Here is a 24738-nt window from a genome sequence, read left to right on the forward strand (position 1 = left end):
GGGCACGGAAGCGGCCGTGGAGGCCTCACCGGCGAAGGAGCCGGCCCTCACCTCCTGACCCGCGACTCCTGTACGGCGCCCGTGTCCCTCGGACACGGGCGCCGTCGCCGTACGGGCCCGGATGTGCCCACTCGTGCCCGAATCTGTTTACATGCGCGCAACCTGGCCGTACTCTGCGAGATAAACCACAGGTTCGGGCATCGAACGGATGTAATCCCACATGTACGCACCGGAGCGCCAGCAGGAGATCCTCCGCCTCGCACGCGAGAGCGGACGGGTGGACGTGCTCTCCCTCGCCGACACCTTCCAGGTCACCGCCGAGACCGTCCGCCGCGACCTCAAGTCCTTGGACCGTGCGGGTCTCCTGCGCCGCGTGCACGGCGGCGCCATCCCGGCCGGCCGCCTCGACTTCGAGCCCGACCTGGCCGAGCGCGAGTCCACCGCCGCCGACGAGAAGGACCGCATCGCACGCGCCGCCCTCGCCGAACTGCCGGAGACCGGCAGCGTCATCCTCGACGCCGGCTCGACCATCGGCCGCCTCGCCGCCGACGTACCGCTGGAGTGCGGCCTCACCGTCGTCACCCACGCGCTGCCCGTCGCTGCCCGGCTGGCCGACCACCCGGGCATCGACCTGCACCTCGTCGGAGGCCGGGTGCGGCACCGCACGCGCGCCGCCGTCGACGCGTGGGCGCTGCGGGCGTACGGCGAGATCCGCGCCGACGTCGCCTTCCTCGCCACCAACGGGTTCTCGCCCCCCGGCGGCCTCACCACCCCCGACCTCGCCGAGGCGGCCGTGAAGCGGGCGGTCGTCGCGGGCGCCCGCCGCATCGTCCTGCTGGCCGACTCCGCCAAGTACGGGCAGGAGCACTTCGCCCGCTTCGGCGGCCTGGCCGACGTGGACCTGCTCATCACCGACACCGGCCTGAGCCCCGAAGACGCCGACGCCATCAGGGCCGGCGGCACCGAAGTCCAGTGTGTTTAGGAACCACATGATCCTCACCGTCACCCCGAACCCCAGCCTGGACCGGACGTACGAAGTCCCCGCCCTGGAGCGCGGGGAGGTGCTGCGCGCCACCGCCGACCGGATGGACCCGGGCGGCAAGGGCGTCAACGTCTCGCGCGCCGTCGCGGCGGCCGGCCGCCGCACCATCGCCGTCATGCCGCTGGGCGGGGCGCCGGGCGCGCTCATGGCGGAGCTCCTGCACAAGGAGGGCATCGAGGTGGCGCCGGTGCGGGTAGCCGGCCACACCCGTTCCAACATCACGATCGTCGAGCCGGACGGCACCCTGACCAAGATCAACGCACCGGGCCCCGCGCTCTCGCCCGCTGAATCCGAGTCGCTCCTCACCACGACCCGGAGCCGGTCGGCGGGCGCGTCCTGGATCGCCTGCTGCGGCAGCCTCCCGCAGGGCCTGGCCCCCGAGTGGTACGCCGAACTCGTCGCCCGCGCGCACCGGGCGGGCGCCCGCATCGCCCTGGACACCTCGGGCGCGTCCCTCCTGGCGGCACTCCGCGAGCGCCCGGACGTGGTGAAGCCCAACGCCGAGGAACTGGCCGAGGCGACCGGCCGCCCCCTCGCCACGGTCGGCGACGCCGTCAGGGCGGCGCGGGAACTCCGGGACGCCGGCGCGCGCACGGTCCTGGCCAGCCTCGGCGCCGACGGGCAACTGCTCCTGGGCGACGAGGGCACGTATTACGCCACCGCGCACGTCACCCGGGTGCGCAGCAACGTCGGCGCGGGCGACGCCTCCCTCGCCGGCTTCCTCACGGCGGGCGGCGAGGGCCCGGACGCCCTCGTCTCGGCCGTAGCGCACGGCGCCGCCGCCGTACGACTCCCGGGCAGCGTCATGCCGACGCCCGCCGACCTCGACCCCGCCGCGGTCACGGTGACCGCCGACATCCCCCTCGACCGCGCGCTGGCGGAGCCGGCCGCACGACCCCCACGAAGGAGCCCGCGATGAGCCAGATGATCACCGCGGACCTGGTCGACCTCGACCTGGCCGCCGCTACGAAGGAAGAGGCGGCACGCTCGCTGGCCGCGCGCATGGTGGCGCTCGGCCGTGTGACCGACCTCGACGGCTTCCTCGCCGACGTCGCCGCGCGCGAGGCGCAGATGCCGACCGGCCTGGACGGCGGCATCGGCATCCCGCACTGCCGCAGCGCACACGTCACCGAGCCGACGCTGGCCTTCGGGCGCAGCGCCCAGGGCATCGACTTCGGCGCCCCCGACGGCCCGGCGGACCTGATCTTCCTGATCGCGGCCCCGGCGGGCGCGGACGACGCGCACCTGACGATCCTGTCGGCCCTGGCCCGCCACCTGATGAACGAGGACTTCACGACGGCCCTTCGCGCGGCCGAGGCTCCGGAGGACACGGCGGCCCTGATCCGCGGCGACACCCCGCCGGGCGCGCCCGGCGCCGGTTCGCGGACCGAGGCGCCGGGAGGGGGTGTACCGGGGCGCTCCCCGCAAGGTACCGAACGCGACGAGCCCGGAGATCACGCAGCGGTACCCGAACCTCCGGCACCCGAGGAGACGCCCGAGCGCGTCACCGCCCCCGAAGCCGGCGCTCCCCGGGCCACCGCCGCCGAAGGCACCACCCCACCGGCCGGCCCTGGCCCGGTGCCCCGCTTCAAGATCGTCGCCGTCACCTCCTGCCCCACCGGCATCGCGCACACGTACATGGCCGCCGAGGCGCTGGAACGGGCCGCGACAGCCGATGACATCGAGCTGACCGTGGAGACCCAGGGCTCAGCAGGCTTCACGCGCCTGGACCCCGCCGTGATCGCCGCGGCGGACGGCGTGATCTTCGCGCACGACGTGCCCGTGCGCGACAAGGAGCGGTTCGCCGGCAAGCCGACGGTCGACGTGGGCGTCAAAGCGGGCATCAACCGCCCGGCCGAACTCATGACCGAAGTACGCGCCAAGGCAGAGCGTGGCGAGGTCACCTCACCGGCCAAGGGCTCACCGGTCGACGAGGCCGGAGCCCCGGGCGAAGGCTATGGAACAAAGCTCCGCAAGTGGCTGATGTCCGGCGTGAGTTACATGGTCCCGTTCGTGGCAGCGGGCGGCCTGCTCATAGCCCTGGGCTTCGCCATCGGCGGCTACGAGATCGACAAGGCCCCGTCGGTCATCGAGCACTTCGCCTGGGCGGACACCACCAGCTGGGCCGCCCTGATGTTCCAGATCGGCGGCCTGACCTTCGGCTTCCTGGTCCCGGTCCTGGCCGGCTATATCGCGTACGGGATGGCGGACAGGCCAGGATTGGTCCCCGGTTTCGTCGGCGGCGCGATCGCCGTGGCCATCAACGCCGGTTTCCTGGGCGGCCTGGTCGCCGGTCTGCTCGCCGGCGCGGTGGTGATGGCGATCCAGAAGCTGAGGATCCCCACACCCCTGCGCGGCATCATGCCGGTCGTCGTGATCCCCCTGATCTCGTCGATCGTCGTCGGCTTCCTGATGTTCCTGGTGATCGGCGAGCCGATCGCCAGGCTCCAGAGCGCGCTCACCGACTGGCTGTCCGGCCTCTCCGGCGCCAACGCGATCATCCTCGGCGTCATCCTCGGCCTGATGATGGCTTTCGATCTAGGCGGCCCGCTCAACAAGGTGGCGTACGCCTTCGCGGTGGGCGGCCTCGCCCACCCCAACGAGGGCAGCCTCAAGGTCATGGCCGCCGTGATGGCGGCAGGTATGGTCCCGCCGCTGGCGATGGCATTGGCCACGTCCGTACGCGGCAAGCTGTTCACCAAGACCGAGCGCGAGAACGGCAAGGCGGCCTGGGTACTGGGCGCTTCGTTCATCACGGAGGGCGCGATCCCGTTCGCCGCGGCGGACCCGCTGCGGGTGATCCCGTCGGCGATGGCGGGCGGCGCGGTCACCGGCGCCCTGTCGATGGCCTTCGAGTGCACGCTGCGCGCCCCGCACGGCGGCATCTTCGTGGTCCCGCTGATCGGCAACCCGTTCCTCTACCTGATCGCCGTCCTGGCCGGTACGGCGGTCAGCACGGCCCTGGTCGTCGTCCTGAAGGGCCTGCGCAAGCCCGGGACAACCCTCACGCCCAGCGAGCCGGACGAGCCCAGGGTGGCCGTGGCCGCCTGAGCGGCACCACCCTCAAAGCACCCTTGCCCCACCCTCAAAGGACCCTTGCCTCACCCTCACCCTCACCCGCGCCCGCAGGCCCCCACTCTCAACGCACCCGCCCGCGAAGCTCCATGGCTTCGCGCGCGGCGCGCTCCGTCTCGTACACCTCGCACATGTGACGGCCGTCCGGCGTGGCCGTGTGCTCGACCTCCCAGAGGCTGGCCTCGCTGTGGTCGTGCAGCAGGAACGCGTGCTCGTACAGCGAGAAGCCGGCGTCCCGGCCCTCCACGCTGCACTGCCGCCCGAAGGCCTGGGTGATCTGGTGGGCGACGGCCCCGCTCAGCCGCAGTGCGGTCTCCGGTCCCGGCCGGTCCGCGTTCTCGGCGCGGCGCAGCACCCGGCGCGCGTGGTCGGCGGAGTTGTCCGGGATGAAGATGCGCGGCGCCGTGGACGGCCGCGCCGCCATGAGCGCGGCCAGGATCTCGAGGTCGGTGTCGAGCCCCGTGTCCCCGCCCTCAGGGTCACGCCCGTCCGCATCCCCGCCGGACAGGCCGAACGCATCGCTGCCACCCGGACGAGGCAGTCTGGAGGCGGCGAGCCGGACCTCGTCGGCGTCCGTGTAGAGCTCGTGCTGCGTCGTGCCGTCGCGTCCGGCGTTGTGCGCCAGCTCCCACAGGGTGAGCGAGCTGCCGTCGGACAGCAGGAAGGCATGTTTGAACGTCTCGCGGTGCAGCCCCGCGCTGTGGTGCGAGGAGTGCAGGGAGGTGCTGTGGGCCAGCGCCGATTCGAGCAGCTCGACCGTGGCGTCGGGCAGGTCGAACGAGTTGAGTGCGCGCCCCAGGAGTCGCTCGAGGTGCTCCTCGGTTGTCTCGTACGGATCGCTCAAGGGTTTCTCCAGGCCGTCGCCGCTTGTTACGTGCCGAGTGCTCAACGTAGCCCCTGGGTCTGACAACGTCGCCGGGGTTGAGCAAAACGAAGGGGGCGCACCCGAGGTTCCCGCGCCTCCTGACCAACTCGCCGTGCCAGTACGTCAGTAGAGGTCCCGGTACGCCGGGTAAACACCCCCGGGTCCCTCGACACCCTCCGCCGCCAGCACGGCTTTCACCACCGCACGGGTCAGCGCGTCGGCCCCCGCCCCCAGCACCTCATTGAGCGCGGCAGCCCCCGCCTGCACCGCGAACGCGGGCTCCGTCGACGTGTCCACCAGCGCCTTCGCGCCGGTGGACAACGCGAAGACAGTGTCCCCGTCGGTGAGCAGATGCACCGGCCGCACCGCGCGCGCGAGCCCGTCGTGCGCGGTCCCGGCGAGCTTCTGCGCCTGCGCGCGCGTCAGCTCCGCGTCGGTCGCTACGACAGCCAACGTGGTGTTCAGCGGGGGGAGCGCGGCGCCCGCCGAGCGCCGCTGGGTCTCCGCCCGCGCGTCGGCCAGCGTGAGCTGCGCCGCGGCGTGCACCTCGGCTGTCGGGTACGCGGTCCGGCCCTGGAAGTAGCTGCCGTAGAGAAGGCCGGTCAGCGGATCGACGGTGGAACCGGCGGCGTTGACGACGACGAGCGCCCCCACCGTGATGCCCGAGTCGAGCACGACGGAGGCTGTTCCCACGCCCCCCTTCATCGCACCGGCGACCGCACCCGTCCCCGCGCCCACCCCGCCCTGGGCCACGGGCGCGCCGATGCCGGTACGGGCGGCGTCCTCGGCGGCGGCCCGCCCCGTCGCGGCGTCCGGCCTGGCCCGCCATTCGCCGCCGCGCCCCAGGTCGAAGAGGCAGGCAGCCGGCACGACCGGCACCACCTGAGCCGGGTCGGGCCCGACCCGGAAGCCCCGGCCCTGCTCCTCCAGCCAGGCCATCACCCCGGACGCGGCGTCCAGACCGTAGGCGCTGCCGCCCGTCAGGACGATCGCGTCGACGCGCTGCACCAGATTGCGGGGGTCGAGGGCGTCCGTCTCGCGCGTGCCCGGCCCGCCTCCCCGCACATCCACGGCCGCTACCGCACCGCCCTCCGGCGCGAGCACGACGGTGGTGCCGCTGAGTGCCCGCTCACCCGGCACGCGCGCGTGGCCGACCCTCAGTCCGGCCACATCGGTCAGGGCGTCAGCCCTCGTCTGGTGTCCCATGAAGTCCTGCGTATCACGCGGGAATCCTTATGAGGCAGGTCGCGGAGACTGCCGGGGCTCCAGGACCGGCCATCCGCCGTACCCTGGGAACATGAGCACCGCCCCCGCCCACGGACCGCGAGATCCGGAGCAGACGACCGAGCAGAAGGCCGAGCGCAAGCCGCGGCCGAGGCCGGCGCTGGACTTCGGCGATCCGCTGGACCAGCAATCAGCGGACGACACGGACCGAGGGTGGGGAGAGCGGCCTCCCGGCAGTGGCGGCAGCGCGGCCGACCTCGCCCGGTTCCTGGACGAGAAGCCGCCGCACCACCTCTGAGCGGCCCGGGCTACGGCGTCTTGTCGTGGCCCGATCCGCGCTGCGCGACCAGCGCGTCCCTGATCTCCTTCAGCAGCTCGATCTCGGTGACCTCCATGACTTCCTCGGTCGCTTCCTTCGCCTTGTCCCGCGCCGCGCGCCGCGCCAGGTACTTGGCCATGGGGAGCACCATGAGGAAGTAGACGACCGCCGCCGTGATCAGGAAGCTGAGGACCGCGCTGAGGACGAGCCCCCAGTTGATCGGAATGCCCTGCATCACGCCGTTCGCGTCGGCCTTGCACGGCTGCTTCAGGCAGGAGCTGTACTTCTCCAGGTCCTGCGTGCCGAACGCACCGACCAGCGGGTTGATCACGCCCTTGACGATCGAGTTCACGACGTTGGTGAACGCGGCGCCGATGACCACCGCGACAGCCAGGTCGATCACATTGCCGCGCATCAGGAAGGCCTTGAAGCCCGCCAGAACGCTCTGCTTCTGCTCCTCGCTCACGAATGAGCCTCTTTTCACATGTACCGACGGCGGAACAAACAGTTCCGAAACCTACGTCAGCAGGTGACGGCCCTGTCCAATCGCCGCCCACGTACTGATGACATGAGAGCGCGTCAGTTCTAGTCAGCACAGCGTCACCGCCAGTTGGGACGTCGCGCCCACACCGGCCAGCGCCGCGGCCGTGGTTCGCGGTACGGACAGGACGACCAGCGCCCCGCCACCGTCGGCCGCCGAAGTCCCGTGCGCCTTCGGCACCTCGGCCACGCGCACGCCGGCGGCCACCACCCGGGCGTCCGGGGCCTCCCCGCCCACCGTCGGGGCGCCGGCGGCAGCGATCACGTCGACCCTGTCTCCCCGGCGCAGCAGCCGCACCGTGGCGGCGTCCGCGATACGCACCGGCGCCGACACCATTTCCACCGGCGCCCGGCCGCGCCGCGGCGCCCCCACCGCGTCAGCCTGCTCCCGCCCTTGCCCCTGCTCCTGCTCCTGCTCCTGCCCCGGAGCCTGGGACCGCGCCTGGGTCGCGCCACCCGCGCGCCCCGCGTCACGCGCCCCGGAGGCGGCCAGCGCGGCGGCGGTCATCGCCAGCCCGGCCGCCATCGCCCGCCTCCTGCGGCGCACCGCACGCCGGAGCCGATGCCTGCCCCCGTGCACCCGCAGCGGGGCGAATTCGGGCACCCCGCAGGGATCCGGCCCGGGAACGGGCGTCGGGGGAGTGGGGACGTAGGGATAGAGGGACACGGTGACCACCGCCTGCCACGAGGAGTTCCAACTGAACACTCCTCACGGTCCTCGGTCCGCCCGGATCCCGCCGAGCCCTGTGGACAACCCAGGCCCTGTGGACAACCCGGTCACCCGCACGCCCGGCTCGCAGGCCGGTCCGAGACCGTCACGCAGCCCGGTCCGCGCCTGTCACGCAGCGGGTCCACGCCGCGCCCCCGCCCGATCCGCGCCGGCTACGGCAGCTCGATCCCCGTGTCCAGCCCGTCCAGCGCGCGCGAGCACAGGCAGTCGCGCGCCTCGTCCGCGGGCAGCCCCGCCACCGCGTCGAAGAGCACATCGCGCAGCCGGCCCACATTCGCCCCGAACACCCTGAGCACCTCTTCGTGGGAGACGCCCTCGCCCGTCTCCGCGCCCGCGTCCAGGTCGGTCACCAGCGCCAAGGACGTGTAGCAGAGCCCCAGCTCCCTGGCGAGCACGGCCTCCGGGTGCCCGGTCATGCCGACCACCGACCAGCCCGCCGCCGCGTGCCACCGAGACTCCGCCCGCGTCGAGAAGCGTGGCCCCTCTATGACGACGAGCGTCCCGCCGTCCACCGGCTCCCACGCACGCCCGCGCGCCGCGGCGAGCGCCGCCCTGCGTCCGTCGGGGCAGTACGGGTCCGCGAAAGCCACATGGACGACCTTCGGCAGCTTCCCGTCCACCGGCGTCTCACCGTCGTAGTACGTCTGCACGCGCGCCTTCGTACGGTCCACGAGCTGATCCGGTACCAGCAGAGTCCCCGGCCCGTACTCGACCCGCAGCCCGCCCACCGCGCACGGCCCGAGCACCTGGCGCGCGCCGACGGAACGCAGCGCCCACAGGTTGGCGCGGTAGTTGATGAGGTGCGGCGGCAGGTGATGACCGCGCCCGTGGCGGGGGAGGAAAGCGACCCGCCGCCCCGCTATCTCACCGAGGAAGAGCGAGTCGCTCGGCTTGCCGTAAGGGGTGTCCACCTCGACCTCGGTCACGTCCTCCAGGAAGGAGTAGAAGCCGGAGCCGCCAATCACGCCGATCTCTGCGTTCGCGTTCGCCATGGCGGTCACAGTAGCCGGGCGGAAAAACGCCGAGGACCCCGCCGTCGGAAACGGCGGGGTCACCCAGAAGCGCGGGGCCTAGGCGGCCGAGGTGCTGCTGGAAGAGCTGCTGGAGCCGGAGCTCGAGGACGAGCTCGACGACGCGGCGGCGGGCTTCGAGTCGGATCCCGAGGACGACGAGGACGTCGACGCACCGGCCCCCTTCGAGGACGACGTGGCCGGCGTGCTGCTCGACGAGGAGCCGCGGCTGTCGTTCCGGTAGAACCCGGAACCCTTGAAGACGATGCCGACGGCGGAGAACACCTTCTTCAGGCGTCCCTCACAGCCGGGGCACACGGTCAGTGCGTCATCGGTGAACTTCTGCACCGCCTCGAGGCCTTCGCCGCACTCGGTGCACTGGTACTGGTAGGTCGGCACTTGCTCCTCCTGGCACTCTCACTCAATGAGTGCTAACGACGTTCAATAGTGACGTATTCCGCTCGATCAGTCCACCGTCACAGGCACTCGGTGACTCACGCCACGTGCGGCGACCCGTCCGGGTGTCTTCGGTGCGAGCCGCGAACGCAGCGCCACCAGGGTGGCCAGCGCGAGCGCGGTGCCCACCAGCGGCACCAGGAACCCGGCGCTCGCCCCGTTGGCGTCCGCCAGCCGTCCCGCGACCGTGACCCCCGCGGCCTGGCCGAGCGCGACCGCGCCGGTGAGCCACGTGAAGGCCTCGGTACGGGCCGAAGCCGGCACCAGCGTTTCGACCATCGTGTAGCCGGTGATCAGCGCGGGCGCGATGAACAGTCCGACCACCAGCCCCAGGCCTGCGAGCAGCGGCACGGAGTGCACCGCCCACAGCCCGGAGGCGGCCAGCGTCAGCCCCGCGTACCCCACGATCAGGCGACGGCGGGGGCCGGTCTTCCAGGCGATCGCGCCGCACGCGACACCGGCGAGCATGTTGCCCGCGGCGAACGTTCCGTAGAGCAGACCGTTCACGCCGGGATTGCCGATCTCCTCGGAGAACGCGGTCAGCGACACCTGCATTCCGCCGAAGACGGCGCCGATGCCCAGGAAGGCTCCCGCGAGCACCCGTATGCCGGGCACGGAGAGGGCGGAGGCGCGCGGCCCGTCGGACAGGGACAGGCGTCCCGCCTGCGGCTGCGTACGCCGCTGCACGGCGAAGAACAGGCCGCCGACCAGGGTGAGCGCGGCCTCGGCGATCAGACCGGCCGCCGGGTGCACACCCGTGCACAGCGCGGTCGCGAGGACCGGTCCGACCACGAAGGTGAACTCGTCCGTCACGGACTCGAAGGCCGCGGCGGTCGACATCAGGGGCGAGCCCTCGAGCTTCGCGGCCCAGCGGGCGCGCACCATCGGGCCGATCTGCGGAACGGACGCACCCGTGGGAACGGCCGCTGCGAAGAGTGCCCACATGGGCGCTCCCGAGAGCGCCAGCACCGTCAGCGTGACGACCGAAGCGGTGTGCACGAGAACGCCCGGGATCAGAACGGCGCTCTGTCCGAAGCGGTCGGCCAGCTTGCCGCTCTGCGGAGCGAACAGCGCCATGGAGACGCCGGTGACGGCGGCGACAGCGCCGGCGCTGCCGTACGACCCCGAGGTGTGCTGCACGAGCAGCACGATGCCGATGGTCAGCATCGCGAAGGGCTGCCGTGCCAGGAACCCGGGCAACAGGTACGTCCAGGCTCCAGGGGTGCGGAGCAGTTGGCCGTAACCGGGGCGGGGGGTGGTGACCGTGTCGGACACGGTCCTTGCCTTTCTGCCGCCTGGTGACGCTCCCCTGTGCACGCGTTGGTGAGCGTGCGGGAGCCGCCGAGAGCTGTCCTCTTGCGCAGGACCGGCGGTAGATACCAGGACACCCACTGCGAGGGGGCCGGCCGCCGTACGGTCGCGCCAGCTCTGCGTCAGGCAGAGTTGGTCGATCAGTAGACCTTTATGTTACAGGGCATCTGGCGTGGTGCACCTGTGATTGCGTACGGAATACGTCACACCGCCTGCGAACAGTCCGACCGCAGTCGGTCAGTCCAACTGTGCAGTGCGGCTTCGGTCCGCCCGACCGCTTCGCTCAGTGGTTGCCGTTGCCGCCCGTGCCCAGCCACCCCGCCAGCTTGCCGCCCTGACCGACTGCCCGCAGCCGTCGCTCGGCGGCGTCCCGTACCGGATCGGTCGCCACTACGAGCAGCTCGTCGCCGCGCCGCAGCACGGTCGTCGGCAGCGGTACGAAGCTGGTCCCGCCCCGCACGACCAGGGTGACCGCGGCGCCGTGCGGCAGCCGCAGCTCGGCCACCTCCACGCCGTGCATCCGCGACTTCTCCGGGATCCCGACGGACAGCAGGTGCCCGCGCAGCCGCTCCAGCGGCGCGGACTCGATGCCCAGGTCGGCGGCCTCGGACGGGTCGTCGCCGAGCCGCAGCCACTTCGCCAGCCAGGGCAGCGTCGGCCCCTGCACGAGGGTGTAGACGACCACCAGGACGAAGACGATGTTGAAGATCCGGTCGCTGCCCTCGACGTCCGACACCAGGGGGATGGTCGCCAGGATGATGGGCACGGCGCCGCGCAGCCCCGCCCAGGACATCAGGGCCTGTTCCTGCCACGGGAAACGGAACGGCAGCAGGCTGACCAGTACCCCCAGCGGTCGCGCCACCATCGTGAGCACCAGGCCCACCATCACCGCCGGCCAGAAGTCGGCCAGCAGCTCGTGCGGTGTCACCAGCAGTCCGAGCAGGACGAACATGCCGATCTGCGCGAGCCAGCCGAGCCCGTCCGCGAACCCGCGCGTGGCCGGCCAGTGCGGCAGCTTGGAGTTGCCCAGCACCACGGCGGCCAGATAGACGGCGAGGAACCCACTGCCGTGCGCGATGGCCCCGGCGGCGTATGCCGATACGGCGATGGCCATGACCGCGATCGGGTACAGGCCGGACGCGGGAAGCGCCACATGACGCAGTCCGTACGCTCCGAGCCAGCCCATCGCGATACCGATGCCCGCGCCGATCGCCAGCTCCAGGGCGATCTTGCCGACCAGGACGTACCAGTCGTCCACCGGACCGACCGTCGAGAAAGCGACCACCAGGATCACTACAGGGGCGTCGTTGAAGCCCGACTCCGCCTCCAGCACACCGGTGATCCGGGAGGGCAGCGGCACCTTGCGCAGTACGGAGAAGACCGCCGCGGCGTCGGTCGACGAGACGACCGCGCCGATGATCAGTGACTGCCGCCAGTCGAGACCGACGAGATAGTGCGCACCGGCCGCCGTGACGCCCACGCTCACCGCGACGCCGACGGTCGACAGCACGGCCGCCGCGGGCAACGCGGGTTTGATCTCCTTCCACTTCGTACCCAGGCCGCCCTCGGCCAGGATCACCACGAGCGCGGCATAGCCGATCACCTGCGTCAGTTCGGCGTTGTCGAACCTGACGTCGAAGATGCCGTCCTGCCCTATGGCGATCCCGATCCCGAGGTACAGCAGCAGGCTGGGGAGCCCACTGCGGGACGAGATGCGTACCGCCGCGACGGCGATGAGCAGAACGAGCGAGCAGATGAGCATGAGTTCATTGAGCTGGTGGACAGTCAGCGGCCGTTCCTTCCCTCGCACGCCTGCCGGATCGTTCCTCCGGCGGCCGGTACTTCGTTACCTTACCTAATCTTTAACGTTTCCTTGACGCCCGGGACCATCCGTACGATCGTCGTTCAGTGGCACCGCGTCCGGGGCGCCAGAGCGCTGCGCCTATGGTTGCTCCAGCACTCAAGGACCACCCTGCCCCTCGAAGGACAGCGATGCCCGCCAACACCACCGCCTCTTCCGGCAAGAAGAAGAAGGGGCGCCGCGCCCGCCTGATCGTGATCGTGCTGGTGTTGGCCCTTGTCGCGGGTGTCGGCTACGGCACGTACTGGAGCATCAGCACGGTGCGCGCCTCCTTCCCGCAGACCACAGGGTCGATCGAGCTCGACGATCTGTCGGGGCCCGTCGACGTCAAACGCGACAGTTACGGCATTCCGCAGATCTACGCGGACACCGACGAAGACCTCTTCCGCGCCCAGGGGTTCGTCCAGGCGCAGGACCGCTTCTACGAGATGGACGTCCGCCGTCACATGACGTCGGGCAGGCTGTCCGAGATGTTCGGTTCCGACCAGGTCGACACCGACGCCTTCCTGCGCACGCTCGGCTGGCGCCGGGTCGCGCAGGAGGAGTACGACACCAAGCTGTCGCCGGAGACGAAGAAGAACCTCCAGGCGTACGCCGCGGGCGTCAACTCCTACCTCGAGGGCCGCGAGGGCAAGGACATCTCCGTCGAGTACGCAGCTCTGGGCTTCGTGAACGACTACAAGCCCGAGAAGTGGACACCCGTCGACTCGGTGGCCTGGCTCAAGGCCATGGCCTGGGACCTGCGCGGCAACATGCAGGACGAGATCGACCGTTCGCTGATGACGAGCAGGCTGAGCGCGAAGCAGATCAAGGATCTGTACCCGGCCTATCCGTACGACCGCAACAAGCCGGTCGTCGAAGAGGGCGCGGTCGACGAGACGACGAAGAAGTACGACCCGACGGCATCAGCCACGTCGGGCACGGGCACCGCGTCCAACCCCGGTACGGGCACCGCGTCAAACCCCGGTACGGGCGTGGGCACGGGCGCCGCCGGCAACTCCGCCGCCAACGCCACCCAGGGCTTCCAGGCCCAGCTCTCCGGCATCTCCGACGCCCTCGACGAGATTCCCGCGCTGTTCGGCCCGAACGGCAGCGGCATCGGCTCCAACTCCTGGGTCGTGTCCGGCCAGTACACGACGACCAGGAAGCCGCTGCTCGCCAACGACCCGCACCTCGCGCCGCAGTTGCCGTCGCTCTGGTACCAGATGGGCCTGCACTGCCGGAAGGTCTCCCCGACCTGCAAGTACGACGCCGCGGGCTACACCTTCTCCGGCATGCCGGGCGTGATAATCGGCCACAACGAGAACATCGCCTGGGGCTTCACCAACCTCGGCGCCGACGTCACCGACCTCTACCTCGAGAAGGTCTCCGACGACGGCTACCTCTACGACGGCGGTACGAAGCCCTTCACGACCCGCGAGGAGACCATCAAGGTCGCCGGCGGCAAGCCGAAGAAGATCACCGTCCGCTCCACCAACAACGGCCCGTTGGTCTCCGACCGCAGCGACGAGCTCCGGAAGGTCGGCGAGAAGGCCCCGGTCAACAACGCCGCCCCCGACCGCGGTGAGGGCTACGGGATCGCCCTCAAGTGGACCGCGCTGATGCCCGGCAAGTCCATGGACGCCGTGTTCGAGCTGAACCGGGCGGCGGACTTCAAGAGCTTCCGCGCCGCCGCCGCCCACTTCGAGGTCCCCTCGCAGAACCTCATCTACGCCGACACCAAGGGCAACATCGGCTACCAGGCACCCGGCCGCATCCCGGTCCGGGGCGGGGGCCACGACGGCACCGTGCCCGCCGCCGGCTGGGACTCCCGCAACCGCTGGAAGAGCTTCATTCCGCAGGCGGAGCTGCCGTACGAGTACAACCCGGAGCGCGGCTACATCGTGACCGCCAACCAGGCCGTGATCGACAAGAAGAAGTATCCCTACCTCCTCACCGAGGACTGGGGCTACGGGGCCCGGAGCCAGCGCATCAACGACCTCATCGAGTCGAAGATCGCCGACGGCGGCAAGATCTCCACCGACGACATGCGCACCATGCAGATGGACAACAGCAGCGAAATCGCCAAGCTGCTCACGCCGCACCTGCTGAAGATCGACGTCGACGACCCGAACGTCCGTGAGACGCAGAAGCTCCTCGAAGGCTGGGACTACACCCAGGAGCCGGACTCGGCGGCCGCCGCGTACTTCAACGCGGTGTGGCGCAACGTCCTCAAGCTCTCCTTCGGCAACAAGCTGCCGAAGGAGATGCGGGTCGAGGGACAGTGCCTCAGCGTCCGCCCCGCCGACAGCACGGGCCCGCTCGACGACCTCGACGAGCGCGTACGCGAATGCGGACAGCGGGCCAAGGACTCGGCGCAGCCGGACGGCGGCGACCGCTGGTACGAGGTCGTCCGCAAGATGCTCAAGGACGAGAAGGACGAGTGGTGGCAGACGCCGCGCACCCGCCTGGACGAGGCGACCGACACCCGTGACGAGCTGCTCGCCCGCGCGCTGAAGGACGCCCGCTGGGAGCTGACCGCCAAGCTCGGCAAGGACGTCGACTCGTGGAGCTGGGGCCGTCTGCACCAGCTGGAGCTGAAGAACCAGACGCTCGGTACGAGCGGTCCCGGCCTCGTCCAGTCGCTGCTCAACCGCGGCCCCTGGAACCTGGGCGGCGGCGAGGCCGCGGTCAACGCCACCGGCTGGAACGCGGCCGGCGGCTACGAGGTCATCTGGGTGCCCTCCATGCGCATGGTCGTGAACCTCAACGACCTCGACAAGTCCCGCTGGATCAACCTCACCGGCGCCTCGGGGCACGCGTACAGCGCGCACTACACCGATCAGACCGACATGTGGGCGAAGGGCGAGCTGCTCGACTGGTCGTTCAGCGACGAGGCGGTCGAGAAGAACACCACCGACAAACTGGTCCTCAGGCCGTAGGGGTCAGGCCGTAAAACGCCTGACACCGCCCGGCGTCACCACGGCGCTCACGGGGTGGTCGTGCGGTTCCCTCGGGACCCGCGCGACCACCTCTTCGTCGTACAGGAGAACCACCAGGTGAGGCCGCGCGCCCGCCGCCTCCAGCCGGGCGAGCACCCGGTCGTACGAGCCGCCTCCCCGCCCGAGCCGCGTCCCGCGCCCGTCCACGGCGAGCCCCGGCAGCAGCACCGCGCCGGCCTCCAGGACGGCCCGTACGCCGAGCCGCGCGCCTCCCGGTTCGAGCAGCCCGAGCCGGGCGCGCACCAGCCCCGCCGCGCCCTCGTACTCGGCCCAGTCCAGATCGTTGTCCGCGAGGAGCACGGGAAGCAGCACGCGCACGCCCCGAGCGCGCAGCGCGTCCAGCAGCGCGCGGGTGCCGGGCTCACTCCCGATGGAGACGTACGCGGCGACCGTCCCGGCGTCCGCGAGCTCCGGGAGCTCCAGTGCCCTGCGGGCCAGAACCGCCCCGGCCTTCTCGACGTCATCCCTGGTCAACCGGGATCTCATGGAGAGGAGTTCTCCTCGCAACCCTGCTTTGTCAGGCTCGTCACACATCACATTGGCTCCACAAACGCCTCGTATGAGAATTTATTGACCGGAGCCTAATCTTCCGCCCATACGCAACGGATATCGTTCTGACCATGACTCAGTCGCACTCCGGGATCAGCAAGGCTGTCATCCCTGCCGCCGGCCTCGGCACCAGGTTCCTCCCGGCGACAAAGGCCACTCCGAAAGAGATGCTGCCTGTCGTCGACAAGCCGGCCATCCAGTACGTGGTCGAGGAGGCCGTGACGGCGGGCCTCTCCGACGTCCTCATGGTCACCGGCCGCAACAAGCGTCCGCTCGAGGACCACTTCGACCGCAATTACGAGCTGGAGTCGGCACTCGGCCGCAAGGGCGACGCCGAACGCCTCGCCCGGGTGCAGGAGTCGAGCGACCTCGCCACCATGCACTACGTCCGCCAGGGCGACCCCAAGGGCCTCGGCCACGCCGTTCTGTGCGCCGCGCCGCACGTCGGCGACCAGCCCTTCGCCGTACTCCTCGGTGACGACCTGATCGACCCGCGCGACCCCTTGCTGTCCCGGATGATCGAGATCCAGGGGCAGTACGGCGGCAGCGTCATCGCGCTCATGGAGGTCGACCCCTCCCAGATCCACCTGTACGGATCCGCGGCCGTCGAGCCGACCGCCGAAGGCGACGTCGTACGGATCACCGGCCTGGTCGAGAAGCCCGCCCCGGCCGACGCGCCGAGCAACTACGCGATCATCGGCCGCTATGTGCTGGACCCGGCCGTTTTCGACATACTGCGCAAGACCGAGCCCGGTCGCGGCGGCGAGATCCAGCTCACCGACGCCCTCCAGCACCTGGCCGAGGACGAGAAGGTCGGCGGCCCCGTGCACGGCGTCGTCTTCAAGGGCCGGCGCTATGACACCGGTGACCGGGGCGACTATCTGCGTGCCATTGTCAGACTCGCATGCGAACGTGAGGACCTTGGGCCGGAGTTCCGGACCTGGCTCCGCAGTTACGTGACCGAGGAGATGTAGGCACCTTGAGCAGCACGATCTGGTCTGTCGACGAGCACCTTGAGGACATCCTCGCCGCGGTGAAGCCGCTCGAGCCCATCGAGCTGCAACTCCCCGACGCGCAGGGCTGTGTCCTCGTCGAGGACATCACGGTCCAGATCGCGCTGCCTCCCTTCGACAACAGCTCGATGGACGGGTACGCCGTCCGTACGAGCGATGTCGCGGGCGCCAGCGAGGAGTTCCCCGCCGTCCTCACCGTCGTCGGTGACGTGGCGGCGGGCAGCGGCGGGACGATCGAGGTCGGACCCGGCGAGGCCGCCCGGATCATGACCGGCGCCCCGCTGCCGCCCGGCGCCGAGGCCGTCGTCCCGGTCGAGTGGACCGACGGGGGCACGGGCGGGGGACCGGCCGCCACGATGCGCGCCGCGAGCGGCGCCCCCGAGGGCGCGTCCGGCGAGGTCCGCGTCCACCGTTCCGTCGAGGCCCGGGCGCACGTCCGCGCGCGTGGCAGCGACGTCCAGGCCGGCGACCTGGCCCTGGAGGCCGGTACGGTCGTGGGCCCGCCCCAGATCGGCCTGCTCGCCGCCATCGGTCGCGCCACCGTCAAGGTCCGCCCGCGCCCCCGGGTCGTCGTCCTGTCGACCGGCAGCGAACTGGTCCAGCCCGGCGAACAGTTGGCCGCGGGGCAGATCTACGACTCCAACAGCTTCGCGCTGACCGCCGCCGCCCGCGACGCCGGAGCCATCGCCTACCGTGTCGGCGCCGTCACCGACGACGCCGACACGCTCCGCGCGACCATCGAGGACCAGCTGATCCGGGCCGACATGATCGTCACCACGGGTGGCGTCAGCGTCGGCGCGTACGACGTCGTCAAGGAAGCACTGTCGTCGGTCGGCGACGAGGACGAGCCCGGCAGCGGCGTCGACTTCCGCAAGCTCGCCATGCAGCCCGGCAAGCCCCAGGGCTTCGGCTCCATCGGCCCCGAGCACACCCCGCTGCTGGCCCTCCCGGGCAACCCGGTCTCCTCGTACGTCTCCTTCGAGCTCTTCGTGCGGCCGGCGATCCGTGCCCTGATGGGCCTGAAGGAGGTGCACCGCCCGACGGTCCGCGCCACCCTGAGCGCCGACAAGCCGCTCGGCTCCCCGGCCGGAAAGCGCCAGTTCCTGCGCGGTACGTACGACGAGGCTGCGGGCACCGTCACCCCCGTCGGCGGCGCCGGATCGCACCTGGTCGCGGCCCTCGCCCACGCCGATGCCCTGATCATCGTTCCGGAGGACACCACCGAGGTGGAGCCCGGCGCCGAGGTCGGCGTGGTCCTGCTCCGCTGACCGGGGCCCGGTGGGGGTAGCGTGTCTGCCCTCACAGGCCCTGACCGGGAGCGCCACACGTAATGAGTACGCACGAACGGCTCACGCACATCGACGAGGCGGGGGCTGCCCGCATGGTCGACGTCTCGGCCAAGGACGTCACCGCGCGCACCGCTCGCGCCAGCGGACGCGTCCTTGTCGCGCCGCGCGTCGTCGAGCTGCTGCGCGGCGAGGGTGTCCCCAAGGGCGACGCCCTCGCCACCGCCCGCATCGCGGGCATCATGGGTGCCAAGCGCACGCCCGACCTGATCCCGCTCTGCCACCCCCTCGCGCTCTCCGGCGTGAAGCTGGACCTCGTGGTGGCCGACGACGCCGTCGAGATCGCCGCGACCGTGCGTACGACGGACCGCACGGGTGTCGAGATGGAGGCCCTGACCGCCGTCACGGTGGCCGCGCTCACCGTGATCGACATGGTGAAGGCGGTCGACAAGGGCGCGGTCATCACCGACGTACGGGTCGAAGAGAAGACGGGCGGCAAGTCCGGCGACTGGAGCCGGGAATGAGCCCGCGCGCCGGAGAGGTCTACAGCCACAGCCACGAGCCGGCGGCCGAGCCCGCACCGGGCGCCGGCGGGGCGCAGGCGCCGCGCCGCGCCCTGGTGGTGACGGCCTCCAACCGCGCCTCCGCCGGCGTCTACGCCGACCGGGGCGGCCCGATCCTCGCCGAGGGCCTGCGCGGCCTGGGCTTCGAGGTCGAAGGACCGCAGGTCGTCCCCGACGGCGACCCGGTGGAGCAGGCCCTGCGCGCCGGGGTCGCCGCGGCGTACGACGTCATCCTGACCACGGGCGGCACCGGCATCTCGCCGACCGACCGCACCCCCGACGCCACCCGCCGCGTCCTGGACTACGACATCCCGGGCATCCCCGAGGCGATCCGCGCCGAGGGCCTCGCGAAGGTCCCGACCGCCGCGCTGTCCAGGGGGCTCGCCGGTGTCGCGGGCCGGACCCTGATCGTGAACCTGCCGGGTTCCACCGGCGGTGTACGGGACGGGCTCGCGGTCCTGGAACGCCTCCTGCTCCACGCCGTGGACCAGATCAGGGGCGGCGACCACCCCGGCTCCGGATCCGGCTCGCCCCGACCCGGGAGCCCGAGCTGAACGTCTCGTCCTGGCCCGTCGAGCTGGTGGACGGCGATGTCACCCTCCGCCCGATAAAGCTTCGCGACCAGCGGGCCTGGCGCGAGGTGAACCGGCGCAACCGCGACTGGCTGCGCCCCTGGGAGGCGACCATCCCGCCGCCCGCGCCGGCGGGCCCGGTGGCCCAGCGCCCCACGTACCGTCAGATGGTCCGTCACCTGCGGTCCGAGGCGAACGCGGGCCGGATGCTGCCCTTCGTCATCGAGTACCGGGGGCAGCTGGTCGGCCAGTTGACGGTCGCCGGGATCACCTGGGGGTCGATGTGCTCCGGGCACGTCGGTTACTGGGTGGACCGTGAAGTGGCGGGCCGGGGCGTGATGCCGACGGCCGTCGCCCTCGCTGTCGACCACTGCTTCCGTACGGTCGGCCTGCACCGCGTCGAGGTCTGTATTCGGCCCGAGAACGCACCCAGTCGCAGGGTCGTGGAAAAGCTCGGATTCCGCGAGGAGGGGCTGCGTCCCCGATATCTCCACATCGACGGCGGGTGGCGTGACCATCTGGTCTACGCGCTCACGGCGGAGGAAGTACCGGAGGGGATGCTGAACCGCTGGCACCGGGCACGACCCGGTACATCGCGTAAATGAAATAAGTGTTCGAATTCAATCGGCTGCTGACCGTAAAGGCACCCACTAAGCAGCCTGTTGATCCGATCAGTCACAAAAAAAGTTCGAGTTATCAGCCAGATCGTGCGACACACCGGCTCAATTGGCGGATGGGCTTGCGCGAACCCCTCTACGGTGTGGGGTGTGAGCAGCAGCGGCCTGATTTACGCAGTCATTGTCGGGGCCTGGGCCGCCTACTTGGTGCCGATGTGGCTCCGCAGGCAGGACGAGCTCAACGAGGCCCGTCCGACGGAACGCTTCAGCACCGCCATCCGGCTGCTGTCCGGACGGGCGGCAATGGAGCGCCGATACGCCAGGGAGCTGCGGGACCGCGCCGCGGATGAGGCGGAGCCCGACGTGGACCCGGACGCCGTGACGGACCGATTGAGTGTCGTCGACGTCCGGGCCTTCGCCGTGCCCCCGACGCAAGCGACCGAACGTCCTCCTGTGCGGGAGGACGAGCGGGAGCAGGCGCGCGAGAGCGCCCGGGACAAGGCGCGGGAGGAAAGGCGCCTGCGCACAGCCGGCGCCGCCGCCGAACGCGCGCGGCGTTCGAAGGTCCTCGCGCGCCGTCGGCGCACCACCGTGATCCTCTTCCTCGCCTTCACCCTCGGCGCGATCGTCGCGGCGGTCGGCGGGCTGCGGTTCCTCTGGGCGCCGGCCGTCCCCGCCGTGCTGCTGAGCACGTACATCGTGCATCTGCGGACCACCGAGCGGCGGCGCTTCGCCTTCACCATGGACCGTCGCAGGGCCGAGGCGGCGGCGCAGCGGCTGCGCGAGCGCCGCCCGCATCCGGGCCGCCGACCGGCGTCCGCGGAGCCGGACGAGGAGTCTGTCGTACGCCCGGAACCCGAGCCGGCGCCCGCGGTCTCACCGCAGGAGGCGGGCCGCCGCGCGCTGGTGGAGCAGACGGACCACGCGGAGTGGGTGGACCACCAGCGCGAGCGTGAGCGCGGCGCTGCCCGGGGCGAGAGCTGGGACCCGGTCCCGGTCCCGCTGCCGACGTACGTCACCGCTCCGGTCGCCCCGCGCGCCACCGGCAGCGTGGACTTCGGCGACCCGGGCACCTGGAGCTCGGCCCGCTCGAGCACCGCCGAGCCGACGTCCGCGGCCGAACCCCCGCCCGCCGCCGACCCGCCCCCGGGCCGCCGGGCGAACCCCGGCCGCCGCGACCGGGGCCGGGGCCGCACGCCCCTCTTCGATCAGTACGAGGACGGGGAGCGGCCGCGGGCGGCCAACGAGTGACCTGCGAGTAACGGATTACCGAGCACCCCGATCGAGGTGCTAAAGTTTCACTCGTTGCAAGGGCCTGTGGCGCAGTCTGGTAGCGCACCTCGTTCGCATCGAGGGGGTCTGGGGTTCAAATCCCCACAGGTCCACCGCAGCTCAGAGCCCCAGTCGGAGAGATCCGGCTGGGGCTCTTTGGCGTGCGGCGGCAAGGGGCGCGTCGAAGCAGCCGTACGAAGCAGCCGTACGGCGCAGGAGATGTTGCGGCCGGGCGGCAGAGGACTTGAAGTTGAGCGGGATGCCACCGGATCACCAGTGAGCGCGGACGGATCCGTGCAGATCGCGGTGTGCGAGGAGAGCCTGCGATGCGCATGATGATGAAGGCCCGCATGGACACCCAGATCTCGAATCAGGTGACGAAGGGCGGAGCGATTCCCCAGTCGGTGCGGGGAGCCATCGAGCGGCTGAGGCCGGAGGCGGCCTACTTCACTCCCGAGGGCGGCCGCACCATGATCCTCGTCTTCGATATGCAGGACAGCTCGCAACTGCCGTCCGTCGCAGATCCGTTCTTTCAGGAAATGGGCGCGGATGTGACCTTTCAGCCGGTGATGAACCTCGAGGAGCTGCAGCGAGGCCTCGCTGCCCTGGAGTAGCCGAGGGGAAGCGCCGCACGTCGGTGCCTCACGTCAGCGCCTCTTGAACTCCACCGGGCCGCCGTTCATCTCGATGGTGCCGTCCGCGTGCAGAACCGGGCGGCGTTCCGCGCTGTAGGCCTCGATGTGGCGGATGGCCGCCCCGTCGGGGTCGGTGAAGTCGACGAGGGCGATCACGACCCAGCCCGGTCCACGCCGGGAGGCAGGGCGGCCGGGTGCACTTCGACGCGTTCAGGGCCTTCGGCGTCAGCGGGGAGGTGGCGAACCGCACCGGACTCGGCGACGGGCTGGTTGCAGAACACCATGTCGTCGTCGGACCTGACCTTGCCGTCCGCGCCGATCAGCAGGGCGCCGAGGTCGACGGGGGCGCCCACGCGGTGCAGTGCGGCGGTGATGCGCCCCTCGCCCACGGTCGTGTTCCCGCCCTTGCCGAGCTCCGGCAATGCCCGTCCACCTCCGCGCGCGTTCCCTGACTGGCCTAGGTCACCTTGTCACGCCGTGCCGGGCCCGGGCGCCGTGCCTGCCGGCTCCGGTGGGTCCGCCGGACCCGTCACGGCTCCAGTGGCTTGGCGAAGCAGCGGCTGTCCTCGTACTCGCGGAAGTGGCCGAATTTCCCCGTAGGGGTGTAACCGCTCGACAGGTAGAGGGCGATGGCCTCCGGCTGCTCCGTGCCCGTCTCCAGGACCATCCGTCTGCGGCCGGCCGCGCGGGCGTCGTCCTCCAGGGCGGCGAGGATGCGGCGGGCCAGCCCGATGCCGCGGTTCCCGGGCCGCACGTACATGCGCTTGATTTCGGCGTCGCCGTCCGAGTAGCCCTCGCCGTTCGCGTCCTGGGTGCGCCAGGCGCCGGTGGCGACGGGGCAGTCCTGGTCGTCGTACGCGACGAGGAAGAGGCCGCCCGGCGGCCGGAACATGGCGGGGTCGAGCGGCGTCGTGTCGCCTTCGCCCTTGTAGCGCTCGATGTACTCCTGCTGCACCTCGGCATCGAGTTTCACGGAGTCGGGGTGGTCGTAGGGGCGCGGCTGTATATTCATGCGGGTTAGCGTACTTCTATGCGAGGTTCGGTGTCGGGAGATTTCCGGTGTCTGTATTGTGCCGGGATGCTCACTGTGACCTCCGTGAATGTTAACGGCCTGCGCGCCGCCGCCAAGAAGGGCTTCGTGCCGTGGCTGGCCGGGACCTCGGCCGATGTGATCTGCCTCCAGGAGGTACGGGCCGAGCCGCAGCAGCTCCCGGAGGAGGTCCGCGACCCGGAGGGCTGGCACGTCGTACACGCCCCGGCGGCCGCCAAGGGGCGGGCGGGTGTCTCGCTCTTCACCCGGCGTGAGCCGGAGCGGGTGCAGGTCGGATTCGGCAGCACCGAGTTCGACGGGAGTGGGCGGTACGTCGAGGCGGACCTGCCCGGGGTCACGGTCGCCAGCCTGTATCTGCCCTCCGGTGAGGTCGGCACGGAGCGGCAGGACGAGAAGGTGCGGTTCATGGACGAGTTCCTGCCGTACCTGAAGGGGTTGAAGGAGCGCGCGGCGGCGGACGGGCGCGAGGTGCTGGTCTGCGGCGACTGGAACATCGCCCACCAGGAGGCCGACCTCAAGAACTGGAAGGCCAACCGGAAGTCCTCCGGGTTCCTGCCGGAGGAGCGGGGGTGGCTGACGCGGGTGTTCGATGAGGCGGAGTACGTCGACGTGGTGCGCGCGCTGCATCCGGAGCAGGAGGGCCCGTACACGTGGTGGTCGTACCGGGGGAAGGCCTTCGACAACGACTCGGGCTGGCGCATCGACTACGCGGTGGCGACGCCGGGGCTGGCGGGCCGGGCGGTCAAGGCGTACGTCGAGCGGGCGGCCGGCTATGACCTGCGCTGGTCGGACCACGCGCCGGTAACGGCCGTCTTCGAGCAGCCGCTGGGGGGCTAGGCGTTCGGGGGAAGTGCCTCTGGCGGCTGCGCGCCCGGACGGTGGACGGTGGCGTCCGTGCGTCCGAGTGGCCAGGCGTCCTTCTCGGCTCTGATCAGGCGGTCCAGGGCCATCGAGAGCTCCGCCTCGACCACGCTCTTCGCGAGCGGGCGCAGGCGCTCCAGGGGCGCGGTGTCCCGAGCACCCGGGTCCGCCGCGTCCTGGTCCGTTGCGTCCTGGTCCGCCGCGCCCCGGGCCCTCGGGTCGTGGTCTTCCGCGCCCTGCTTGCCCCGGCCCGCCTCCTCCTCGCCCAGGTGGGAGCGGACCATGGCCGCGAAGATCTCCGCCATGGCCGTGGTGTGCTTCCGTACCTCCCGGCCCGCTTCGAGTACTGCGGCCAGCGGCACTCCCTCGCGGACCAGGGCCGCCGACACGTCCAGCAGCCGGCGGCTGATGTGGACGATCTCCTCGCCGTCGGTGGCGAGATAGCCGAGGTCGAGCGCCGCGGCGAGGTTCTCCGTGGTGACCTCGCCCGCGAAGTGGTCCGCGAGGTCCTCGGGGGTGAGCCGGACCGGCGTCTCCTCGGTCCAGGTGGCAGGAGTGGCGTCTTCGCCGACGCCGAACAGCTCGCCGACACCGCGGCCGCTCTCGAAGGTGGTGGCGAGATCCGCGATGCCGTTCAGGGTGTGGCCGCGCTCCAGCAGGGCGGCGATGGTGCGCAGCCGGGCCAGGTGGTGGTCGTCGTACCAGGCGATACGGCCCTCGCGGCGCGGTGGTGGCAGCAGTTTGCGTTCGCGGTAGAAGCGAAGGGTGCGCACGGTGATGCCGGCCTCCCTGGCCAGGTCCTCCATACGGTACTCGCGGGCTCCTGCGGCTTTGTCCACGGGAGAAAGCCTATGTTGTACCGACGGTAACTTTCTGCCGTCCGCCCCCTACCCATGAGTACGCCA

The 24738-nt window shown here is 71.1% G+C and carries 26 protein-coding genes and 1 tRNA gene; 14 read left to right on the forward strand and 13 right to left on the reverse strand.

Translation table 11 applies throughout. From position 1 onward, the window contains the following. Positions 1 to 220: 220 nt before the first annotated feature. From ACWIHY_RS14855 to ACWIHY_RS14865, 3 genes are read left to right on the forward strand one after another with little or no spacing between them, the layout of a single operon-like run. Positions 221 to 982, forward strand: coding sequence for a DeoR/GlpR family DNA-binding transcription regulator (locus ACWIHY_RS14855; protein WP_454376055.1), 762 nt, complete (start codon positions 221 to 223; stop codon positions 980 to 982). Positions 983 to 989: 7 nt separating this feature from the next. Then, positions 990 to 1961, forward strand: coding sequence for a 1-phosphofructokinase (gene pfkB, locus ACWIHY_RS14860; protein ID WP_454376056.1), 972 nt, complete (start codon positions 990 to 992; stop codon positions 1959 to 1961). Then, positions 1958 to 4093 (forward strand): PTS fructose transporter subunit IIABC, encoded by a 2136-nt coding sequence (locus tag ACWIHY_RS14865; protein ID WP_454376057.1) that lies wholly within the window; start codon positions 1958 to 1960, stop codon positions 4091 to 4093. Before pfkB ends, ACWIHY_RS14865 begins: the two co-directional genes overlap by 4 nt. An 88-nt stretch (positions 4094 to 4181) precedes the next feature. On the opposite strand, the gene ACWIHY_RS14870 is transcribed toward ACWIHY_RS14865, so the two are convergent. Then, positions 4182 to 4961, reverse strand: a complete 780-nt coding sequence (locus tag ACWIHY_RS14870; RefSeq protein WP_454376058.1) for a DUF6227 family protein — start codon at positions 4959 to 4961, stop codon at positions 4182 to 4184. 144 nt (positions 4962 to 5105) lie between these two features. After that, a complete protein-coding gene (locus tag ACWIHY_RS14875; RefSeq protein WP_454376059.1) occupies positions 5106 to 6188 on the reverse strand; it encodes a P1 family peptidase in 1083 nt (360 codons plus the stop codon). Positions 6189 to 6279: 91 nt separating this feature from the next. Between ACWIHY_RS14875 and ACWIHY_RS14880 the strand changes: the two genes are divergently transcribed. Continuing rightward, positions 6280 to 6504 carry a hypothetical protein gene (locus ACWIHY_RS14880; protein ID WP_454376060.1) on the forward strand — a complete coding sequence of 75 codons (225 nt, stop codon included), beginning with the start codon at positions 6280 to 6282 and terminating at the stop codon, positions 6502 to 6504. Positions 6505 to 6514: 10 nt separating this feature from the next. On the opposite strand, the gene mscL is transcribed toward ACWIHY_RS14880, so the two are convergent. The 6 genes from mscL to ACWIHY_RS14910 all read right to left on the reverse strand — a co-directional run bounded on the left by mscL (position 6515) and on the right by ACWIHY_RS14910 (position 12334). Then, the gene (mscL, locus tag ACWIHY_RS14885; RefSeq protein ID WP_454376061.1) at positions 6515 to 6991 is read right to left on the reverse strand and encodes a large conductance mechanosensitive channel protein MscL; all 477 of its coding nucleotides are present in this window, start codon (positions 6989 to 6991) and stop codon (positions 6515 to 6517) included. A gap of 123 nt (positions 6992 to 7114) precedes the next feature. Beyond that, complete coding sequence (locus ACWIHY_RS14890) at positions 7115 to 7591, reverse strand: hypothetical protein (protein ID WP_454376062.1); 477 nt, start codon at positions 7589 to 7591, stop codon at positions 7115 to 7117. A 356-nt stretch (positions 7592 to 7947) separates the two neighbouring features. Continuing rightward, a complete protein-coding gene (locus ACWIHY_RS14895) occupies positions 7948 to 8787 on the reverse strand; it encodes an S-methyl-5'-thioadenosine phosphorylase (RefSeq protein WP_454376063.1) in 840 nt (279 codons plus the stop codon). A 78-nt stretch (positions 8788 to 8865) separates the two neighbouring features. Then, positions 8866 to 9204, reverse strand: coding sequence for an FmdB family zinc ribbon protein (locus ACWIHY_RS14900; RefSeq protein WP_454376064.1), 339 nt, complete (start codon positions 9202 to 9204; stop codon positions 8866 to 8868). A gap of 66 nt (positions 9205 to 9270) precedes the next feature. After that, positions 9271 to 10536 carry an MFS transporter gene (locus tag ACWIHY_RS14905; RefSeq protein ID WP_454376065.1) on the reverse strand — a complete coding sequence of 422 codons (1266 nt, stop codon included), beginning with the start codon at positions 10534 to 10536 and terminating at the stop codon, positions 9271 to 9273. 319 nt (positions 10537 to 10855) lie between these two features. After that, positions 10856 to 12334: a potassium/proton antiporter gene (locus tag ACWIHY_RS14910; RefSeq protein ID WP_454376292.1), complete on the reverse strand. Its 1479-nt coding sequence runs from the start codon at positions 12332 to 12334 to the stop codon at positions 10856 to 10858. A gap of 230 nt (positions 12335 to 12564) precedes the next feature. Here ACWIHY_RS14910 and ACWIHY_RS14915 point away from each other — a divergent pair, with 230 nt between their 5' ends. Beyond that, a complete protein-coding gene (locus tag ACWIHY_RS14915; protein WP_454376066.1) occupies positions 12565 to 15354 on the forward strand; it encodes a penicillin acylase family protein in 2790 nt (929 codons plus the stop codon). Between the two features lie 3 nt (positions 15355 to 15357). Here ACWIHY_RS14915 and ACWIHY_RS14920 read toward each other — a convergent pair whose 3' ends face one another. Beyond that, entirely contained in the window at positions 15358 to 15948 is a 591-nt protein-coding gene (locus ACWIHY_RS14920) for a 5-formyltetrahydrofolate cyclo-ligase (protein WP_454376067.1), read from the reverse strand. An 86-nt stretch (positions 15949 to 16034) separates the two neighbouring features. Between ACWIHY_RS14920 and galU the strand changes: the two genes are divergently transcribed. The 8 genes from galU to ACWIHY_RS14960 all read left to right on the forward strand — a co-directional run bounded on the left by galU (position 16035) and on the right by ACWIHY_RS14960 (position 21900). Then, a complete protein-coding gene (gene galU / locus ACWIHY_RS14925) occupies positions 16035 to 16937 on the forward strand; it encodes a UTP--glucose-1-phosphate uridylyltransferase GalU (RefSeq protein WP_454376068.1) in 903 nt (300 codons plus the stop codon). A 5-nt stretch (positions 16938 to 16942) separates the two neighbouring features. After that, positions 16943 to 18244: a molybdotransferase-like divisome protein Glp gene (glp, locus tag ACWIHY_RS14930; RefSeq protein ID WP_454376069.1), complete on the forward strand. Its 1302-nt coding sequence runs from the start codon at positions 16943 to 16945 to the stop codon at positions 18242 to 18244. Between the two features lie 62 nt (positions 18245 to 18306). After that, complete coding sequence (moaC, locus tag ACWIHY_RS14935; protein WP_454376070.1) at positions 18307 to 18786, forward strand: cyclic pyranopterin monophosphate synthase MoaC; 480 nt, start codon at positions 18307 to 18309, stop codon at positions 18784 to 18786. Then, positions 18783 to 19379: a MogA/MoaB family molybdenum cofactor biosynthesis protein gene (locus ACWIHY_RS14940; RefSeq protein WP_454376071.1), complete on the forward strand. Its 597-nt coding sequence runs from the start codon at positions 18783 to 18785 to the stop codon at positions 19377 to 19379. Before moaC ends, ACWIHY_RS14940 begins: the two co-directional genes overlap by 4 nt. Further along, positions 19376 to 20002: a GNAT family N-acetyltransferase gene (locus ACWIHY_RS14945; RefSeq protein ID WP_454376293.1), complete on the forward strand. Its 627-nt coding sequence runs from the start codon at positions 19376 to 19378 to the stop codon at positions 20000 to 20002. Before ACWIHY_RS14940 ends, ACWIHY_RS14945 begins: the two co-directional genes overlap by 4 nt. A gap of 162 nt (positions 20003 to 20164) precedes the next feature. Beyond that, on the forward strand, positions 20165 to 21265 hold the full coding sequence (sepX, locus tag ACWIHY_RS14950) for a divisome protein SepX/GlpR (RefSeq protein ID WP_454376072.1): 1101 nt from the start codon (positions 20165 to 20167) through the stop codon (positions 21263 to 21265). A gap of 60 nt (positions 21266 to 21325) precedes the next feature. Then, positions 21326 to 21399, forward strand: a tRNA-Ala gene (locus ACWIHY_RS14955). Between the two features lie 213 nt (positions 21400 to 21612). Next, complete coding sequence (locus tag ACWIHY_RS14960) at positions 21613 to 21900, forward strand: DUF3303 family protein (protein WP_454376073.1); 288 nt, start codon at positions 21613 to 21615, stop codon at positions 21898 to 21900. 33 nt (positions 21901 to 21933) lie between these two features. Here ACWIHY_RS14960 and ACWIHY_RS14965 read toward each other — a convergent pair whose 3' ends face one another. The 3 genes from ACWIHY_RS14965 to ACWIHY_RS14975 form a co-directional block, all read right to left on the reverse strand. Then, positions 21934 to 22077, reverse strand: a complete 144-nt coding sequence (locus tag ACWIHY_RS14965; protein ID WP_454376074.1) for a hypothetical protein — start codon at positions 22075 to 22077, stop codon at positions 21934 to 21936. Beyond that, positions 22074 to 22343, reverse strand: a complete 270-nt coding sequence (locus tag ACWIHY_RS14970; RefSeq protein ID WP_454376075.1) for a TerD family protein — start codon at positions 22341 to 22343, stop codon at positions 22074 to 22076. Before ACWIHY_RS14970 ends, ACWIHY_RS14965 begins: the two co-directional genes overlap by 4 nt. Before the next feature lie 107 nt (positions 22344 to 22450). Further along, the gene (locus ACWIHY_RS14975) at positions 22451 to 22933 is read right to left on the reverse strand and encodes a GNAT family N-acetyltransferase (protein ID WP_454376076.1); all 483 of its coding nucleotides are present in this window, start codon (positions 22931 to 22933) and stop codon (positions 22451 to 22453) included. 66 nt (positions 22934 to 22999) lie between these two features. On the opposite strand from ACWIHY_RS14975, the gene ACWIHY_RS14980 reads away from it, so the two are divergent. Beyond that, positions 23000 to 23809 (forward strand): exodeoxyribonuclease III, encoded by an 810-nt coding sequence (locus tag ACWIHY_RS14980; RefSeq protein WP_454376077.1) that lies wholly within the window; start codon positions 23000 to 23002, stop codon positions 23807 to 23809. Here the strand turns inward: ACWIHY_RS14980 and ACWIHY_RS14985 are convergent. Next, entirely contained in the window at positions 23806 to 24639 is an 834-nt protein-coding gene (locus tag ACWIHY_RS14985) for a MerR family transcriptional regulator (protein WP_454376294.1), read from the reverse strand. The two genes, ACWIHY_RS14980 and ACWIHY_RS14985, sit on opposite strands and share 4 nt — an antisense overlap. Between the last annotated feature and the right edge of the window lie 99 nt (positions 24640 to 24738).

Source organism: Streptomyces sp. NPDC055287, from assembly GCF_053646035.1.

Excerpts from the sequence above, each read along its gene's own strand:
- ACWIHY_RS14855 (WP_454376055.1), top strand. The coding sequence starts at position 221 with ATGTACGCACCGGAGCGCCAGCAGGAGATCCTCCGCCTCGCACGCGAG.
- pfkB (WP_454376056.1), top strand. The coding sequence starts at position 990 with ATGATCCTCACCGTCACCCCGAACCCCAGCCTGGACCGGACGTACGAA.
- ACWIHY_RS14865 (WP_454376057.1), top strand. The coding sequence starts at position 1,958 with ATGAGCCAGATGATCACCGCGGACCTGGTCGACCTCGACCTGGCCGCC.
- ACWIHY_RS14875 (WP_454376059.1), bottom strand. The coding sequence starts at position 6,188 with ATGGGACACCAGACGAGGGCTGACGCCCTGACCGATGTGGCCGGACTG.
- ACWIHY_RS14880 (WP_454376060.1), top strand. The coding sequence starts at position 6,280 with ATGAGCACCGCCCCCGCCCACGGACCGCGAGATCCGGAGCAGACGACC.
- ACWIHY_RS14890 (WP_454376062.1), bottom strand. The coding sequence starts at position 7,591 with ATGGCGGCCGGGCTGGCGATGACCGCCGCCGCGCTGGCCGCCTCCGGG.
- ACWIHY_RS14895 (WP_454376063.1), bottom strand. The coding sequence starts at position 8,787 with ATGGCGAACGCGAACGCAGAGATCGGCGTGATTGGCGGCTCCGGCTTC.
- ACWIHY_RS14910 (WP_454376292.1), bottom strand. The coding sequence starts at position 12,334 with ATGCTCATCTGCTCGCTCGTTCTGCTCATCGCCGTCGCGGCGGTACGC.
- ACWIHY_RS14915 (WP_454376066.1), top strand. The coding sequence starts at position 12,565 with ATGCCCGCCAACACCACCGCCTCTTCCGGCAAGAAGAAGAAGGGGCGC.
- ACWIHY_RS14920 (WP_454376067.1), bottom strand. The coding sequence starts at position 15,948 with ATGTGTGACGAGCCTGACAAAGCAGGGTTGCGAGGAGAACTCCTCTCC.
- galU (WP_454376068.1), top strand. The coding sequence starts at position 16,035 with ATGACTCAGTCGCACTCCGGGATCAGCAAGGCTGTCATCCCTGCCGCC.
- moaC (WP_454376070.1), top strand. The coding sequence starts at position 18,307 with ATGAGTACGCACGAACGGCTCACGCACATCGACGAGGCGGGGGCTGCC.
- ACWIHY_RS14940 (WP_454376071.1), top strand. The coding sequence starts at position 18,783 with ATGAGCCCGCGCGCCGGAGAGGTCTACAGCCACAGCCACGAGCCGGCG.
- ACWIHY_RS14960 (WP_454376073.1), top strand. The coding sequence starts at position 21,613 with ATGCGCATGATGATGAAGGCCCGCATGGACACCCAGATCTCGAATCAG.
- ACWIHY_RS14975 (WP_454376076.1), bottom strand. The coding sequence starts at position 22,933 with ATGAATATACAGCCGCGCCCCTACGACCACCCCGACTCCGTGAAACTC.
- ACWIHY_RS14980 (WP_454376077.1), top strand. The coding sequence starts at position 23,000 with ATGCTCACTGTGACCTCCGTGAATGTTAACGGCCTGCGCGCCGCCGCC.
- ACWIHY_RS14985 (WP_454376294.1), bottom strand. The coding sequence starts at position 24,639 with ATGGAGGACCTGGCCAGGGAGGCCGGCATCACCGTGCGCACCCTTCGC.